The sequence below is a fragment of the Parabacteroides faecis genome (genome assembly GCF_014647375.1).
Classification (GTDB): domain Bacteria; phylum Bacteroidota; class Bacteroidia; order Bacteroidales; family Tannerellaceae; genus Parabacteroides; species Parabacteroides faecis.
In genome coordinates this window covers 164,308-180,995 of the sequence record NZ_BMPB01000010.1, presented here as the reverse complement: position 1 = coordinate 180,995, position 16,688 = coordinate 164,308, and the positions used below count along the sequence as shown (strand labels likewise).

Annotated in this window: 15 protein-coding genes; 6 read left to right on the top strand and 9 right to left on the bottom strand. The window is 38.3% G+C overall.

Annotation, left to right across the window (positions count from 1 at the left end):
- Positions 1–64: 64 nt before the first annotated feature.
- From IEY67_RS15915 to IEY67_RS15900, 5 genes are all read left to right on the top strand, one after another.
- Positions 65–1,261, top strand: a complete 1,197-nt coding sequence (locus IEY67_RS15915; protein WP_122373620.1) for a DUF4934 domain-containing protein — start codon at positions 65–67, stop codon at positions 1,259–1,261.
- Between the two features lie 248 nt (positions 1,262–1,509).
- Positions 1,510–1,734: a 6-bladed beta-propeller gene (locus IEY67_RS25510; RefSeq protein WP_122373621.1), complete on the top strand. Its 225-nt coding sequence runs from the start codon at positions 1,510–1,512 to the stop codon at positions 1,732–1,734.
- A 55-nt stretch (positions 1,735–1,789) separates the two neighbouring features.
- Positions 1,790–2,182 carry a GtrA family protein gene (locus IEY67_RS15910; RefSeq protein ID WP_122373622.1) on the top strand — a complete coding sequence of 131 codons (393 nt, stop codon included), beginning with the start codon at positions 1,790–1,792 and terminating at the stop codon, positions 2,180–2,182.
- A 495-nt stretch (positions 2,183–2,677) separates the two neighbouring features.
- On the top strand, positions 2,678–3,280 hold the full coding sequence (locus tag IEY67_RS15905; protein ID WP_183668698.1) for an RNA polymerase sigma-70 factor: 603 nt from the start codon (positions 2,678–2,680) through the stop codon (positions 3,278–3,280).
- A gap of 147 nt (positions 3,281–3,427) precedes the next feature.
- Positions 3,428–4,597 carry a DUF4934 domain-containing protein gene (locus IEY67_RS15900; protein ID WP_183668696.1) on the top strand — a complete coding sequence of 390 codons (1,170 nt, stop codon included), beginning with the start codon at positions 3,428–3,430 and terminating at the stop codon, positions 4,595–4,597.
- A gap of 84 nt (positions 4,598–4,681) precedes the next feature.
- Here IEY67_RS15900 and IEY67_RS15895 read toward each other — a convergent pair whose 3' ends face one another.
- The 8 genes from IEY67_RS15895 to IEY67_RS15860 all read right to left on the bottom strand — a co-directional run bounded on the left by IEY67_RS15895 (position 4,682) and on the right by IEY67_RS15860 (position 12,094).
- A complete protein-coding gene (locus IEY67_RS15895; RefSeq protein ID WP_183668694.1) occupies positions 4,682–5,989 on the bottom strand; it encodes an outer membrane beta-barrel protein in 1,308 nt (435 codons plus the stop codon).
- A complete protein-coding gene (locus tag IEY67_RS15890; protein ID WP_122354537.1) occupies positions 5,986–6,537 on the bottom strand; it encodes an RNA polymerase sigma factor in 552 nt (183 codons plus the stop codon). Before IEY67_RS15890 ends, IEY67_RS15895 begins: the two co-directional genes overlap by 4 nt.
- 269 nt (positions 6,538–6,806) lie before the next feature.
- Entirely contained in the window at positions 6,807–7,484 is a 678-nt protein-coding gene (locus IEY67_RS15885) for an isochorismatase family protein (protein WP_183669104.1), read from the bottom strand.
- 284 nt (positions 7,485–7,768) lie between these two features.
- Positions 7,769–8,446: a signal peptidase I gene (gene lepB, locus IEY67_RS15880; protein ID WP_183668692.1), complete on the bottom strand. Its 678-nt coding sequence runs from the start codon at positions 8,444–8,446 to the stop codon at positions 7,769–7,771.
- On the bottom strand, positions 8,443–9,066 hold the full coding sequence (locus IEY67_RS15875) for a hypothetical protein (RefSeq protein ID WP_183668690.1): 624 nt from the start codon (positions 9,064–9,066) through the stop codon (positions 8,443–8,445). Before IEY67_RS15875 ends, lepB begins: the two co-directional genes overlap by 4 nt.
- Positions 9,067–9,070: 4 nt before the next feature.
- A complete protein-coding gene (locus IEY67_RS15870; RefSeq protein ID WP_183668688.1) occupies positions 9,071–10,252 on the bottom strand; it encodes a DUF4934 domain-containing protein in 1,182 nt (393 codons plus the stop codon).
- A gap of 103 nt (positions 10,253–10,355) precedes the next feature.
- Complete coding sequence (locus IEY67_RS15865; protein WP_183668686.1) at positions 10,356–10,787, bottom strand: hypothetical protein; 432 nt, start codon at positions 10,785–10,787, stop codon at positions 10,356–10,358.
- Between the two features lie 35 nt (positions 10,788–10,822).
- Positions 10,823–12,094 (bottom strand): hypothetical protein, encoded by a 1,272-nt coding sequence (locus IEY67_RS15860; RefSeq protein ID WP_183668684.1) that lies wholly within the window; start codon positions 12,092–12,094, stop codon positions 10,823–10,825.
- 224 nt (positions 12,095–12,318) lie between these two features.
- Here IEY67_RS15860 and IEY67_RS15855 point away from each other — a divergent pair, with 224 nt between their 5' ends.
- The gene (locus tag IEY67_RS15855) at positions 12,319–12,786 is read left to right on the top strand and encodes a DUF302 domain-containing protein (protein ID WP_183668682.1); all 468 of its coding nucleotides are present in this window, start codon (positions 12,319–12,321) and stop codon (positions 12,784–12,786) included.
- 243 nt (positions 12,787–13,029) lie between these two features.
- Here the strand turns inward: IEY67_RS15855 and IEY67_RS15850 are convergent, their stop codons facing one another.
- Positions 13,030–16,635, bottom strand: coding sequence for a beta-sandwich domain-containing protein (locus tag IEY67_RS15850; protein ID WP_183668680.1), 3,606 nt, complete (start codon positions 16,633–16,635; stop codon positions 13,030–13,032).
- Between the last annotated feature and the right edge of the window lie 53 nt (positions 16,636–16,688).

Genomic DNA, 16,688 nt, shown 5'->3' with positions numbered 1-16,688 from the left:
AAAAAATGTTCTTTTTCTGTTAGGGTAAAATCGGATCAAGTTGTTCCTCTCATAAAAGCAAAATATGAAAAAACATTTATTACTACTAGCCATGTTCATTACCTCCTTATATGGCTGTTCATCTAAAAACAGTGAAGTTCAAACTTCATCTGATATAGAAACAATTCCTATAACAGACTTTGAAACAATTTACGGAAAACTTTCCGATTTTGCAGAAGAGGTAAAAATGATCCCTTTAGAGTTTACAGACGAATCTATATTAGGAGAAATAAGAAAAGTCGTAATGTCAGATAAATTTATCTTTATAATAGAACAAACTAATCGGGAAGGTGTATATGTATTTGATCATACCGGCAAGTATCTGTATCGCATAGGTACCCAGGGAGAAGGACCAGAGGAATTTGTTCATTTATCAGATTTCTCTATTGATGAGGAAGAAAACGTGATTTATCTGTGCGATAGTCCCAGGAAAAGGATATTAGCATTCACTTTTGAAAATAAGTTCATCAAAGATATACCGATGGATTATGATGCCACGTGCTTTGAATACCAAAATGGACTCTTTTTCTTATACAAAGAATATTCGCAATCTTGTACACCTTCTTATTCGTTAGTCGTTAAGGATCAAAACGGAAACTTAGTCGAAAAATATTATCCAATGCCAAAAGATGTAGTAGAATATAACTCCGCCTGTATCTTTCGTAAAAGAGAAAACAATATCCTATTCGCACAAGACTTAAATGACTCTGTTCTTCTTTTATCAGAAAACAAGCTAACCCCTTTATACTACATTGATTATAAAGACAGAACTATGAGTGAAGAAGATAGAAGCGATTTAAAAAATCATGTTCGTCCTCCCCTGGATATACTTTTAGAGAAAAAGACATTAGGAGGTATCAGCGATATATTTGAAATCCATGATAAAGTTTTTATCAAACATATAGATATAGCTATTCCGATGCTGACCGTTTATGAGAAGAAAAAAAGATATGTTAAAACATTTCGATTTCTAGAAGATGAATTTCTATTTCTTGCAACTGGACACCCTATTGGTCAATACAAAGATTATCTCCTTTCATTACAGGAGCAGGAACAGATACAAAACAGCATGGACTACTTTGATACCTGGATAAAAGATGGGTATTTAAATTTAGATAAAAACAAAGCTGATGAATTAAGAAAAATGATAGAAGAAAAACTACCTAACAGAAATACAGATGAATGTAACCCAGTCCTCTTTATGATAAAAGTAAAGAAATAAAAAAAAAGCAAGGGCTCACGTCAGAAACCCTGCATATCTTTTTCCTGTACAGAAAATAGCATCCCAACAAACATTGAATATCATATCAAAAAGAGTACCTTAAAGCGACTAAAAATGATCTTATGAAAAACTATTTTGCTATTACAATTTGTATCCTTCAATTTTTTTTGATGAAAAAGTAAAAAACTTCATCTTTCAGCTAGGGCTAAATCAAAAAAAGTTGTTCTTCCTACATTATATATAGATATATGGTAAACTTTAAATATATACTATTATTAATAAGCATTACATTATTAGCTTATTATCTCATATTCCAAAATGATTTTCTATATTGGGGGAATGGTCAATGTATAGATTTGATCCGTGTAATAGATAATCAAGGGGGAGGTCCTAATGAATATCTGAGACTAGGAGAAATAAATATTAATATTACGTCTAAGGAACTTATAATAGCAGATGCAAAATATCCATAGCTAACAAGACAATATAGTGAAAGAACAAAGTGTCTAATATGTAATTCTCAATAATATGGAACAACTTATATCCAAATTCCTCTGTTTCTCCTTGGTTGGCCTACTTGGTATGGTCATTGATTTTACTGTAACATATATCTGTAAAGAGCATCTGAGATGGCAAAAGTATCTGTCAAATACATTAGGTTTTCTGACTGCTGTTTGCTCCAATTTCATATTTAACCGATCTTGGACATTTGAGAGCCGGAATCCGGCAATAGGAAAAGAGTTTGCGACTTTTACATTTGTATCATTGATTGGGTTAATGATAAATAGTGCAGCTTTATGGTTGTTGCATCAACGTCTGAAAGTTCCTTTCTATTATGCCAAAGTAGTAGCTACAGGAATAACAGTCGTATGGAATTTCTTTGCTAATCTATGTTTTACATTTAATGAATCTTGCCCGTGAAGAAGGGGCGTTTTTTAGTAGAAGAACGGAGCTCTAAAGAGGAAGAGCAGAGTATCAGTTTCCGGAGAGGAAAAATCTCAATAGATGCGAATATTAAACGATTACGCCAGATCATTCAAATAAAACACTTAAAAACAAAGTAGAAACTAAACTTCTGTTTATATTTGCAAATGATATGCAGACAGGCAAAGCGTTGCCGGATGCAACTTATTAGCAAAACATAAGCGTTTAAAGATATTATCCTAACAATGAAATCTCGACAATTTCAACTACTCTGGATAATAGACAACAAAACGCTCATGTTCTTTTCCTTGTTATACACTGACAGGTATATTATGTACTTGTGTATTCAGGATAAAGAGCGTGAGTCTGTTGTTTATATCAGAGTTGTGGGCAGTCGAGAGCCTCATTGTTAGATATATCAACAGTTCTCACGCTTCCTTTATATAAAAACCATCCACTTCGGGAACTGATGGATAAAACTCCATTTGGATTATGGGCCGATCACTTCTAATACAGCAACTAAAGGATGGTAATGAAAAAGTCTTTGAACAGATAGTTAAATCCTACTGGCCTCGTTTATATGCATTTGCCAATATTTATGTGATAAACAAAGAGGCTGCAAAAGAGATTGTGCAGGATACATTTCTGGTTCTTTGGAGTCAAAGGAAGTATCTGGAAGATAATACCTGCCTGATCACTTATCTGATGGTTGTCGGTCGTAATAAATGTCTAAACTATTTAAAGAGCCTGCAACTGCATACAATACCGATAGATGATCTGAATGAATGTACCGTTTATCAAAGAAGCAATGTATATGTTCTTGAAGATGATTCACTTGAAATACTTATCACAAAGGAATTGGCTCAGGCAATAGCAACCTCTTTAGAAAAATTACCAGCGCAGACCAAAGAGATTTTTATGCTAAGCCGATATAACGGACTCAAGAATAAAGAAATTGCAGACCAGCTAGGCATTTCAACAAAAAGCGTTGAATATCATATTAAAAACGCCTTAAAGCAACTAAAAAGCGATCTTATAAAAGACTATTTTACTATTGCCATTTGCATCCTTCAATTTATTTTGATGAAAAAGTAAAAAAACTTCATTCTCATGCTAGGGTAAAATCAAAAAAAGTTGTTCCTCTTATAAAACCAATTCTCGCAAGCTTAAACATTTCGTGAGAATGTATATTTTATTATTCAATGAAAGATTGTCATTAATAACTATATAACACTACTCATTATGATTAAAACAGTTAGGCTTTATACATTATGTATATTATCACTTTCGAGCATTTTTTCATGTACAGATAATATATCTGAAAGTGAAATCACCACTATCAAATTAACCCCTAATAAGGAGAGCCATTTACTTTTATCAAGTATTATTGACTCTCTACATATTCTACCATTAGAAACAACAGAACAAGCACTTCTAAGTGATATAAGGGAACTCGAATATGACGAAGGGTTATATTTTATTCAAAATGACCAGGATATGCTTATATACATTTTCAATAGAAATGGAAAATTTAACTGTAAACCAGCTAAGAAAGGACAGGGACCAGGAGAAATTCGTTTTCCACAAAATTTCGCCTTGAATAAAATAGATAAAGAAATCTGGTTGACAAATAATAACTCATTTTATAAATATAATTATGCGGGTAAATATCTAGGGAATAAGCCATACAGCCTTGCATTCAGCGATTTTTGTATAGAAAAAAATGGTAATATTTATTTTTATACCAATAAAACTAATAATTCTCATATCGGAGATGGCTTCTTAACTGGAAACATTACAATGCTAAGTCCTCAAGGAGAAAAGAAGACATGGTTTAAATCAAAAGCAGCCTTACAACATGAGCCCAATAAATCATATATGAGTTTTTTCACTAGAATTCCTTTTTCAGAACAGGAAGATGGTAAAATAACATGCCATTATGCATTTTGTGACACCATCTATTCTATACATAAGGATTGTATAACTCCTTCATATGTCATTGATTTTGGCGAAAATAAATCAAAAATAGATTTGGATCAAATACCTGGATCTGATGTCGACGAGTACATTCATGCTCATCCCAAAACAGTATGGTATGCTCGAGAAGTTCTTGAAACTTCAAATATAGTAAGATTCTCATACAATTTTGGATTTGAATCTTATGCAGATGTATATTATAACAAAAGTAATGGTCATATATTGGAAGGTAAACCAATAAATGATTTACTCGGAGGATATATCAAAATATTAGGAAAGAGAGGAAATACAATTATTGGATGTATACCTGCTATAGATATACAATTAAGTGATAAACTTTCTTCTTTCATTTCCCAGGAAAAATTGTCGGAACTAAAAAAAATCACACCTGAGAGCAACCCTATTCTAATAGAATTCACATTAAAAGACTTTTAATAAAATCATAAAGAAAAGAGCAGGGCCTCCCGTCGGAAACCCTGCTCATCTTTTTCCTGTACAGGAAATCAACATCACATCTCATCAAAAAGCAAATCTAACCCCGAACTGTACCGATGCACAGAGTGGCTGCTCTTTCCGGATCGTTTCAACCACACTCTTATCATCAAAATAATAGGCGATGCCGGGTTCGGCATAGATACTAACGGGTTTTGCTATATCATATTGTACCCCAAGCGATGCTAAGGCAGAGAACTGCACTTTATCAACATCAAGGTCTGTTTTACTTTTACGCTGACGGGTATTATTCAGATAATAATCCGTATTCAGACTCCCGTCCACACACATCTCCGCCATTGCTCCCGCAGAAGCGTAAAGAGATAAACGGTCTTTCTTCCAGATGGTATAATTCACTTTCACGGGTATTCCGAGATAGTGCAACCGCTGTTCCTGTTTGTAATAGTCACCTTCACCGGCAGTCAGTTCCGAAGAAAGGAAAGTGTAAACCAATCCGCTCTCCAGCGAAAAACGGTCACTGATCTTTTTCTTCACCGTCACACCTGCAGAAAGAGGGAAACGATGTTTCACCTTTGTCCCCGTCGGGCGTTGGTAATTTTCAGCAGCGATCTTCTCAAACATTGTAAAATCATCTGCATCCCGGAAGTAAGGAGCATTCGACGCCACATTTTTCATATAGTCGTCGAATGTCCCTGAACCCGGGTTATTATTCACACTTACATCCGAACGGGTTGCCGACATGCTGAACATCTGCAAACCTCCTGTGGCAGAGGTATTACCGTTAAACATATTTCCGGCATATAAACCGAATGTCCATCCTTTCGGGGAAGAAGCAGCTTTCACCGGAACCGGTTCATAACTCTTCTCCGGAACATATTCGTACCGTCCGCTTTCCACTACCGAACGATTATTGTACGAATTATTTTCCACGACATTCTCTTCTGTTATCTCCGCATGAAAATAGGCAGAGATAGACATATACACTTCCGACACCACCTGCGACAAGTCAGGCAATTCCGCTTCAACCTTTTTTACTTTAGCGACCAACGCCTTAGCGATCGGTTGCGGTTTTACAGGCTCAACAGGTACGACCGGTACAGGTGTAACAGCCGGATTCTCACTTTGTGGAACAGGAAGAACGATGTCCGACAAGACCGGTTCTATCTCCTTATCTATCCCCATAAAGTAAAGAGCAGAACCCAAAACTGCCAAAAAAGACACTGCTGCCGCCAACCAACGATAAGGGAAGCGACGAACTTCAGGAGCCGGAGCGAACGCAGCTTCCAGCCTCTCCCAGCCATCCTCCGGTAACGGCAAGCGGTATTCAACCGACCGATTCCGGTATTCCTCTATTAATTTATCTTCCATCTTCATCTTCTGGCTTCTTTCTGAATGTAATCGTTTACTTTCTTTATCAGCATTGCTTTCGCCCGGCACAACTGCGACGATGATGATCGTTCGTTTATGTGTAAAAGCTCGGCAATCTCTTTATGACTTCGTTCTTCAAATGTATATAAGTTAAACACAGTGCGATAGCCCGTCGGTAACTCCTGGACGAACTTCATCAGGACCGACGTCGGGATCTGTTCGATCTCCTCCGGAGGCTCTTCTTCTGTTTCAGCAATAATATCAAGGGGGACTACTTGTTTGAGGACGTCCTTTTTTCGAAGGTACTCCAATGCCGTATTTACAAATATACGGCTCATCCACGCTTTCAAACTCCCTTCTCCACGGTACGAAAAACTTGAGAAGGAGGAGAATACTTTCAAAAATCCGTCATGCAACAGATCGTAAGCTACGTCCATACCTCCTGTGTACCGGAAGCAGATGCTCAACATCTGTTCCGCATAAGTATCGTAGAGTTCTTTACGGGCTGCATTTGCACCCCGCATACACTGCTTTATCAGTTCTGCTTCACCCATCAACGCCGCGCGTGTTTATTATATAAATGTATTGACTGCGGGAATACTGCATGCGATTTCAAAAATTTTCTGCCAAAGTAGTAAAATAATACGGATATATCTCCTTCCACAGGGAAATAAAAGAAGTGACGTTTCTGCCTTCATCCCCTATAAGACACTATGTATAAACAACTTGAACTAAACCTTCTCAAAAAACAAAGAGATGTATCTTTACGACACATCTCCCCTAAAAATAATTCCCGGTAACCCGGTTTTCTTTAAACACACAATTATCTTGTCTGCATCTCTTTTACAAACTCATCGGTTGTATATACTTTTTCAGCCAACAATGAGAAATTTATAAAAGCAGCAGTATCCGCATCCATTCCCTGTATGCGTGCCGAAGCAGTAGCGTCGAAAACGACAGCGGCTTCGAACCCCCGCTCCTGCAATTCACGTAAATGGGATTCTGCACATAAATTACCTGACATACCGCAAATCACGACTTTATTGATCCCCCGTTTCCTCAACTGAAGGATCAGGTCGTTGTTTTCAGGACCGAACAGTTTGTGAGGAGCTGTAACAATAACTTTGTTTGTATTATTAATGTAAGGCTTATAGATATCCAGCCAGTCCGCTCCGGAACCTTCAAAACCTTCATCTGTCAACTGTCCCTTTCGCTCAAACATGCCGTTCTCATGCATCATTTTCTCTACAGGACCTTCGAACGTCCATTCATGGTCATGTTTGTAATAGTAATGCGGAGAGATGAAAACCAGCATATCTTTTTGAGCTGCCACATCAAATATCTGCCGCAAATGTTCTACCGTACCGTTCTTGGTTATATTCTCCCCAAACAATCCCCAACCTTTACCCTCTTCACTAAGGAAATCATTTTGAGGGTCAGTCATTACAATAGCAGTATGCTCATCAATAATAAATTCGTCTTTCGCTTTCTTCTCTTTCATTTCGTTTTCTTTTTTGTTTTCATTACTAACTCCGGCAAACACCATACCTGTTCCTGCAACCAAAACCAAACAGGCGACTAAAAATCTTTTCATTTTCATTGTCGTACTTCTTTCTAAGTGATTATACCTAATAAGTGATTGTCTTTTTGCTATAGCGTTTCATACCACTCATTTTTCTGATTGCAAAGTTACAATGCGGCATATCGTCCGGGAATAACAATATCGCCATTACATTTAGCAATTATCCCCAGGTAAAATTGACAAATCAACAGGTAAAACTGTTATCAAAGCAAATGATGAAACAATCTAAGGAAACGAAATCTACAAAATTTCGAACAGTCAGGATCAATCGAAAATAACACACGATCAACCTTTCCTACAACAGAACTCTCCGGAAGATAGCCGAATGACCTGCTGTCGTAAGATTCAGATGCATTATCTCCTAACACAAAATAATAATTCTGTTTTACCCGGTAAGACGAATCGGCTCTACCATTTATATATATCTTTTTCTTTCTTACAAAGGAAGAAGCATACTCATTATCAAGTATCTTCTTTAGACTCAAATAGGTCTTTTCATTAAATGTAACAGTATCCCCGGCAGAAATAATCCCTGCGACTCTCTTTACCAATAAAATATCCGGCCTCTCAGGACTATTAAAAACAATGATATCAGAGACTCTAGGATTTCTAGCACCTCCAACTCTATGATAGCCCCAGGTTATTCTTCCATCCTTTTGTCGTAAAGTCGTATTCCATGTAAACACATTTATTAATGGAATATCACTCCAACGAGCTGGTAAACGAGCACCATAGGTCAACTTATCTATCCACAACCAATCGCCGACAAGAATTGTAGGTTCCATACTGGATGACGGAACAACACATATCTCTCCTCCAAAAATCCTTACAATCACACATAAAAAAGTGATTATAAACCATATTATAAAAAATCTCCTCATCTATTCGTTTCTGAAAAGCCATTTTTAAAATACCGATTTTCTATTAGTTCAAAATAAGTATTTGCAACCTGAGGTTCATATTTATCAGGGACAAAAACATGACTCGTTCGCTTTGTACTATCCAATATAAAGCAATAAGGATAATTTATCTGTTCACAAGGAATGGGTAATTTATCGATCAAATAAACAGGATATTTAATATTCAAACGATCTATCAATATTCTAAGTGCTTTCCGATTTTGATAAGAAGCGAATAAGAGAATTCTTTTGTTGAAAAGATCACTATTATATAATCTCATCACTTTTATCAACAGAAAGCGAACACATTCATCGCAATTGGTTTCTGAAAATCTAATAACCAAGCAAGGCGCATCTGTTGGAATTTCTGACAAACTAATTTTATTTTTATTCAAATCATGAATTACAGCAGATGTATCCAATATAGAGTTATCATTACGGATACCTAATTTGAAATTATTCTCCAAAACTTCTAGCTGCCTATCATCTTCTACAGATTGTTTTCCGGATACCAACAACGTTTTATCTTTGAACAGATTCAAACATATTACACTTAATAATATGTTGACAAAAAGTAAAATACCAATTACTATCTTATACATAGAACTAAAATTTTAATTCGTAGAAGAACAAGACAGGATTACTATCTTCAGTCAAATCTTTATAAAACTCGTCGATTTCCTCCCTCTTCCCTAGTTTGTATAGTTCATTTTTATAAGCAAGAGCAATGTCCGAACGAGCATCCACAACTACCGTATTATCACCATAGCGAGCTTTAGGGGCACCAAAAAAGCAGAAAAAAGGACTATAACGAATACCAGTACAACAAAAAGTGCGTTGTTTCGCTTTTGAATAAATACCAAAACGATAAGCAGGAAATCCTGACTCAAAAATATGAAATATAGCACCATCCTTCAACTCTATAAAATCTCCATTGAAAAATGGGTTATTCCTGCGTTGTTCTTTCAATAACTCATCAGTAACATCCTCATTCAGTATCATGGGTTTAGCTCCTTCTATATTCAAATGATAAGCTAACTCAATGCCATTTGGGGTCAACAGGAAAATCGAATCTGTATTTGGGTTATTGTATAACACCCGATCTGCGAATTTTCGAATCGGATCGAAAACTGTAGTTGTATATTCCTTGCTATAATAACTCTGAAAAGCCGAAGAAGAAACATTACCTAATAAGTCTGTAACTACCAAAAGAGGTTTATAATTTTTATTTTCTCCAGGTATAACAGTCCCTCCTGACCAAAAACCAGCAATCAAATTATCAGTTATAAACTCACAACGACTAAACCAATAAGGTAGTTTCACCGATTTCACATAACGTCCATCTATACTATAATATTTTAGTCGTCCACCCTTCAAATCTGTTATGACAAGCATTTCTTTCTCCGGAGTAAAAGCTACATGATTCAATGCTCCATACTCCATCGGTCCTTGTCCTAACACTCCTATTTTATATAAATAATGACCTTTTTCATCATAGACTGTTATTGTTTTAGATTGTCTGGCATCCACCACAATAATTTTATCATCCACAAACAAAAGTTGAGAAATCTCTCCTATAAGATTATCACCGGTAGTTTCCAACTTTACATAGTTGACTTTATTCATTAAGCTATCAAAAGGCAAACAGTCTTTATTTAAATCAATATGCACTTCAACTGTTTCTTCCATATTTCTCAAAAGGGATATTTCCTTGGGATAATTCTGAGAATTTTTCTTGCAGGATAAAAAAAATACGACTAAAATAAATAATAATGTATATCTTTTCATGTCTAATTTATATTATATATAAAAATGTATCTTTAGAAATATATAGAACAAGTGTTTTGTAGACTGATATCAATCACAAAACACTTATTTTATAGAATATCTGTCACTTACAAGGATCAAAATTTACACAGACTTCTACCATATTAGCAACATCTTCACAATATAGCTTACTTGCATTATACTCTTCAGTTGTAGTTACAGTTGTCGTCGTCGTATTTCCAGTAGAACTACCTGTAGTTCCAGACGCCTCGCCAGAAACACCTCCCCATCCAGCAGAGACACCTCCACCTACAGAAGAAGAATTTCCGGAAGTAGTTGTTGTAACCGTTGTTGTTGTTTTCACACAGTGAGCAGTCGTTGATGCTTGATGCCCATGAGTTTGATCCCCACCCGAATTACTCGCTTGCGCCAATACGAATAAATCCAATGAGTTACTCTTTAAACCATAATCATCCAGTGCGTATTCCAGATTCAATCCCAGCCCCATTAACAGAGCAAACACACCACCTAACGAAATAATGTTTTTCACTTTCATAATGTAAAATATTTATATTAATAATTTGACTCAGACTATTCTGACTGAGCCTGTTTTTTATCTGTCATTTCTCTTTCTTTCAATAATTCATTGATATGAAGTTTCACTTTTTCAGTATTTTCCCAGCGTGTAGAATAAATATGTGTGTATCCCCCCAAATAAAAACTATATATCAGGAAAGCAGCAAGTATTCCTTTCCATTTATATGTATTTTCCCATTTACTTTTTAACCATACGAGTATTACAGCCATTAAAAAGACAATTCCGATATTACTTATATACGAATATCGGTCTGCAACGATTGCTTGCCTGGATGTGGAGATAATATTCAATGCCACCAATAGATGAATAAAAAAGAAACATGCACCAAACAATAACAACCTATTTTTCCTGTTGACCCATAACCAAGAAACCAGACATATCACCAAGAAAGGATAAATCCAAAACCTTATAGGTAAACTCTCCCCGGGAAGGATGGGAAACGGATATAAATAATTCAATCCAATAGGGAATAAAGACTTTGTCAAATATTCAAAAAGTGTATAGCAGGCCAAAATCATACGTTGTACAAATGGATAAACAGGAGCATCCCCTCCTCCTTGCTGAGAGAGAATTGTAATTATCCCAAAGAATAAAGACAACACGAAAAATGGGAGTTTTTCAACCCACAAATTCTCTTCTCTCAAATTTCGATGACCAAACCAATCAATGAGTATCAACAGGAATGGGAGTGTAACAGCCTGCTCTTTTGCCAGAAAGGAAACAATAAATAAAAACAGGGTCAACAAATAATCCTTCTTCGCCATTGTCCTGATATACCGGAGGTAACAAATGGCAGCCAATAAATAAAAGAAACTATATATTAAAATCTTCACGGCACTAACCCAGGCTACTGCTTCGACATTAAATGGATGAATAGAAAAAATCAAGGCTGTCAAAAATGCAATCAGATGAATATCTCTATTTGAAAAACAACCATGTATTTTTAATAACCGAACAACAAATAAGCCAACCAGACAAACACACCCCAGATGCCAACACAGATTCGCCAGATGAAACCAGAAAGGATCATAACCAAAGAAGGTATATAATATCAAGAAATTCATCTCCATGACAGACGCATACTGTCCCGCATGAAAATCAGTACAAATATGCCACAAGTTATTCCAATTCCAACCTCCAACAGTATATTGATTCATTACGATAACCTGATCATCCCAGTAATAAAGAAAATCAGCTTGAAGAACTTTAAAATAGGCAAGTACACAAACTATCAGTAAAAGACAATAGGCAATTCTTTCTTTCATAATAGAATTTTAATTTATAAGATTCTAAAGAAGAACAACTTTTTTTCAATTTACCCTAACAAGAAAAACAAAAAAATAGGTATTACATGGATAAATAATCCTGTTCGATACAGGATAAAATTATCCCCAGGTAAAATTGACAAATCAACAGGTAAAACTGTTATCTAAAGAAATACGTTATTCTTTTATTTTTGCAGGGAAATGACAGATAATAGAAGTATAATATGAAAAAGTATATATCAATTCTGGCAGGGCTTCTGATTGCAGGGGCAGCACTGGCACAAAAAGGAGGAAGTAATATGAATAATCAGGAAAGCAAATTCAGTGTAGACGAAACAATGAAGCGTATCGAACTGATACTGCATAAAAAGGATATTCCGGTATTCGCTAAGTTCGATCATGGGAAAAATGCGGAAGAAGCAGGTCTGAAACTACGCCCGAACCAGGTGATCGTATTCGGTTCGCCTAAAGTCGGCACTAAGCTGATGCAGGAAAATCCGGCTATTTCCATCGAATTGCCACTAAAGATATCGGTATGGGAAGATAAGGATGGGAAAGTATGGACTTCTTTCCCTCAAATGGAACGATTAGCTTCGGAGTACGGATTGGAGAAAGAGCCGGTTATCGGAAAGATGCAGGAATTGTTGGAAAATATAGTCTACCAGGCAGCCGGAATAAAGGAGGATAAGTAAAAGACTATTACTTTCTGGTTCAAAAACAATAGTGTTCTAATATAAAGCATACTATCTTCCATATTTTTGACCAAGGTCAAAAACGTTTAGCACCTAGGTCGAAAACGTTTACCACCCAGGTCAAAAACGTTTAGCACCCAGGTCAAAAATATAAAAGATAAGGGTATTTGGATTAGAAAGAAATTGTATTTGTATTACAAAACTACTATATTGACAACACAAACAAGAAGGTTCCTCAATCCATCAATAAACCTCCAGCTCATAAATACGAGCATCGCGGCTACCGGTTTCCTGCGCCGGTTGAGCAATCAGTAAACGGATGTAACGAACCGATTCGGGTTTCGTCAACAAACCGGTCACTTCATTTTTACGGTTGTCATCCAGACGTCCTAACGTTTTCCACTCTTCCGACAAGCTATTCTTTCCCTGAAGGAAGCAAGTACGGGTTACATAAGAATGACTTTCCTGCCCGGCATTCACCAGTTTCCAACCGCTGACCTTCCTGCTTTCTCCCAAATCGAAGTCTGCATAATTAGGCATACCGGTAATATCACACCATTTCGTCTGCGTATCTCCGTCGATCATACGTTCGGGAGACTCTTCATCATTGACGAATCCTGAACAAGCAATCACCTTTGCCCCTTTCATCAGATTTACTTTCGGAGCATTTGCCTTATTACCGTTCTGAGATTTCAAGGCCGTACGGAATAGTGCAGAAGCCGGAGAAACCTGCGGATTTTCTTCTTTCACTGCTGTTGCAGCAAACAATACAATATCTTTATTATCCGGCAGAATCAATTGGGTTGCCCCTTTGGGAATATCCATACCGAATTTAAACATATAAGTATATTCATACGCTTCGTCTCCACCCGGAGCATGCCGGTGAGTTCCTACATAAGCGATCTCCGCCTCTTTCAGGAAACCTTCCGTATGGCCCGTATGACCCCATTGGCCGATAAAGCCTGTATATTCGGGAACTGTTATCGTCTGTTCCGTTTTACCCAGTCTGAAGATACCTTCGTTGTCACCTTCTCTCGATGCGGCCAGGAAGTAAACGCGGTTATAATTGTTTCCAGCCGGCAACTCTATCGTATCCCCTTTACAAGTCAGACCGTTGGCTGCTTCTTTTTCACCCAGAATGAACGGAATGGAATTGATTACGATCGAATCGGGCAATAATTCTGCGGCATAAGAATAACCGGAAGAGAAATCTGCTTCACGACGGAATTCATTCCAGCTGACGCATTTTTTATCATAATCCAGAGCCAGGCTTGCATATAGGGGTTTATCAACCGGAGCATCTGACGATTTGAGTTTAACCTTGAAGGTTTTCACCGAATTAGGCTTGATAGATACCTGCAACTTATTACCATTGAAGGCTGCTTTGCCTATTGTCTTCTCTGTTCCGTCGGCTTCGCTTGCACTGACAATCGCATCTGCAAAAGAAATTTCGGCAGTCTGTTCCTTCACTCCACCGGTTTCATATACACGAACTACCAGTTCGTCGGATGCCTGGGCTTTCTTTAGCGTCTTGATAACGACACTTGTGTTATCCGAATTGACAAAAGAGAAAGATTTACCCAGACGGCCGGTATGTTTATTAGCTGCAAAAGCCATGATCGGTTGGTTTAACTTATCGGCAGAAACACCTGTCTGTGCTTTCTCGAACGCTCCGGCATGAGGCAGCAAACTATAAGTAAATGTATGGTAACCAAAGTCCTGACGATCCTGATAAGCATAACCGCCCTTTGTTTCCGGTGTATGAAGCAAAGTCAACCGGAGCGTATAATCGTTCGGTTTGTCCCAACCGTACTTGCTGTCATTCAGGACAGATACGCCATACGAACCGTTTGCATCCGTCAGGTCTGCCCAATACTGTGCATACACTTCATAGGCTGTCAGCGTATTATTTCCTCTCTTAACGCTTCCGATACCCAGATCATAGGTTGCTTCCGGGTTTGCGATACTCAACGGGAACTCGGCTTTCAGCAGCGCATTGGTCGATTGCCAGTCTATTTCATTGTAAAAGTCGATACGGTCGGCACGGCTTCCTTCGTACAAACGGATATATTGTTTGAATACGGACTCTCCGTGGCGCTTTTCTATGCAGAGAGACTTTCTCAACTCCCCGTTCTCGATCTGAGAGATCTTCACATCTCCGGTGATAGAGATCGGTTCTTTATCAGTCGTTTCTTTGATAATCTCCCAGGCAGGCCAGTTATACGATTTGTTCTCCGTAAAGAGAGCCAAACGGATTGCTTTGCCTTCCTTCACCAGTTCTTTATTGTTCTTCTTATCGAAAAGAGAGATGATATCTCCTTTTCCATCCAGCTGTATCTTATACAGAGAGTTTTCCAATGTGTTCGCTTCAGAAGAAACCGTACGGGTTGCCGAACCTCCTTCACGCACATCATAAACGGCATAGCCGCTTGCCGGAACGGAAGCAGCAATCAACACACGGGCTTTTCCGTTTTCATAAGAAAGCATCTGGGTGGCTACTTTCTTTCCTTTTTCATCATAAGCGGTCACCCCTTTCGGTGATTTCGGCATATCCAGTACAACTTCTACCAGATCGGTTACCGGAAAAGAATGCGCATTATGCAGGATAACCGGAGTACCTTTTACACGGGTATCCAACTGACTGGCTACGCCACTCACGGAGGATGTCAATACACCGGCAAACTGTTTGAGGGAGATCAATTCATCATTCCATGAGAATTCATAGGCCCGGGGAATACTCGTTCCCGTCAGGTCGTCATGGAACTGGTGAACGATAAACCGCTTCCAGGCATCAGTCAATGTATTCAACGGATAAGTAGCCGTTCCCAACCAGTCCGCTGCAACAGCAGCATTCTCGGCGGCATTTGCCAGGACTTCGTTCTGGCGGTTATATAGTTTCATAGCGGCTTGGGAGGTGTAACAACCGGTTCCGTGCACATCCATCAACAGTTCGCCGTCAAAGACTGGCAGTTCAGGATGTTTGCCATAAGGCATGAAGTCTTTGAACATCTGGTCGCTGGTGGCACTGATCACTTCTACCGGACCATCGCCCTTAATACCTTTTTCAACGGAGCGGACAGAGGCAAGATTAGGTGAACCGCCCGTATCGCCTGTTCCGTAATAACGATAAACGATATTGAACGGATTACGTTTGCTAAGGTCCAGCAGATACTTGCTTTCAGACAGATCTTCGTCTTTCCATCTTCTGCCGTAGTCATATCCGTGAGCCAGCATGATGGAGGCGCCGTCCACTCCCTTCCACATACCGATCATGAAAGGATGTTTGCTTTTTCCGTAAAACGGATTGTTACGCCAGTCGAGCTTCTGGGATGAGAAACCGATCAGTCCGCAATGGGAAGCGATCGTCGGCAACGTCCAGCCGAAGCCAAAGCAGTCGGGCAGGAAGATATCCGTGCTTTCCACACCGAACTCTTTCCGGTAGTACTCCTGACCGAGCATGATGTTGCGGATAAACGACTCGGTAGAAGGCACCAGCACATCCGTCGCATCCCAACTACTGCCGGAGATATGCCAACGGCCGTTCTTGATATACTCTTTCATCTCTTCATACTGCACCGGATAATATTCCTTCATCCAGGCATATTTTACACCGCCTTCGAAGTTGAACACATAGTCGGGATAGCGTTTCAACAGGAATAGATTCTGACTGAGCGTATTCCAAACATACTCTTTGATCGTTGTCTGGATGTCCCAGTTCCATTGGGTGTCCAGGTGGGCGTCGGCAACCATATAAGCCTTCGCCTTTTTGTCTTGTTTGTCGGTTTGGGCAAACGAGGCATTCCCGCTCGAAAGGATTGCGAGCGAAAGGATTGCTAATGATAATTTCATTTGTCTAAAAAATTAAGTCTGCAAATGTATAATGAATTATTTAATCTCACCGG

Coding starts and splice junctions, on each gene's coding strand:
- IEY67_RS15875 (WP_183668690.1), bottom strand. CDS start 9,066: ATGTATAAGATAGTAATTGGTATTTTACTTTTTGTCAACATATTATTA.
- IEY67_RS15905 (WP_183668698.1), top strand. CDS start 2,678: ATGGGCCGATCACTTCTAATACAGCAACTAAAGGATGGTAATGAAAAA.
- IEY67_RS15885 (WP_183669104.1), bottom strand. CDS start 7,484: ATGAAAGAGAAGAAAGCGAAAGACGAATTTATTATTGATGAGCATACT.
- IEY67_RS15865 (WP_183668686.1), bottom strand. CDS start 10,787: ATGAAAGTGAAAAACATTATTTCGTTAGGTGGTGTGTTTGCTCTGTTA.
- IEY67_RS15910 (WP_122373622.1), top strand. CDS start 1,790: ATGGAACAACTTATATCCAAATTCCTCTGTTTCTCCTTGGTTGGCCTA.
- IEY67_RS15850 (WP_183668680.1), bottom strand. CDS start 16,635: ATGAAATTATCATTAGCAATCCTTTCGCTCGCAATCCTTTCGAGCGGG.
- IEY67_RS15895 (WP_183668694.1), bottom strand. CDS start 5,989: ATGAAGATGGAAGATAAATTAATAGAGGAATACCGGAATCGGTCGGTT.
- IEY67_RS15890 (WP_122354537.1), bottom strand. CDS start 6,537: ATGGGTGAAGCAGAACTGATAAAGCAGTGTATGCGGGGTGCAAATGCA.
- IEY67_RS15900 (WP_183668696.1), top strand. CDS start 3,428: ATGATTAAAACAGTTAGGCTTTATACATTATGTATATTATCACTTTCG.
- lepB (WP_183668692.1), bottom strand. CDS start 8,446: ATGAGGAGATTTTTTATAATATGGTTTATAATCACTTTTTTATGTGTG.
- IEY67_RS15855 (WP_183668682.1), top strand. CDS start 12,319: ATGAAAAAGTATATATCAATTCTGGCAGGGCTTCTGATTGCAGGGGCA.
- IEY67_RS15915 (WP_122373620.1), top strand. CDS start 65: ATGAAAAAACATTTATTACTACTAGCCATGTTCATTACCTCCTTATAT.
- IEY67_RS15860 (WP_183668684.1), bottom strand. CDS start 12,094: ATGAAAGAAAGAATTGCCTATTGTCTTTTACTGATAGTTTGTGTACTT.
- IEY67_RS15870 (WP_183668688.1), bottom strand. CDS start 10,252: ATGAAAAGATATACATTATTATTTATTTTAGTCGTATTTTTTTTATCC.
- IEY67_RS25510 (WP_122373621.1), top strand. CDS start 1,510: ATGGTAAACTTTAAATATATACTATTATTAATAAGCATTACATTATTA.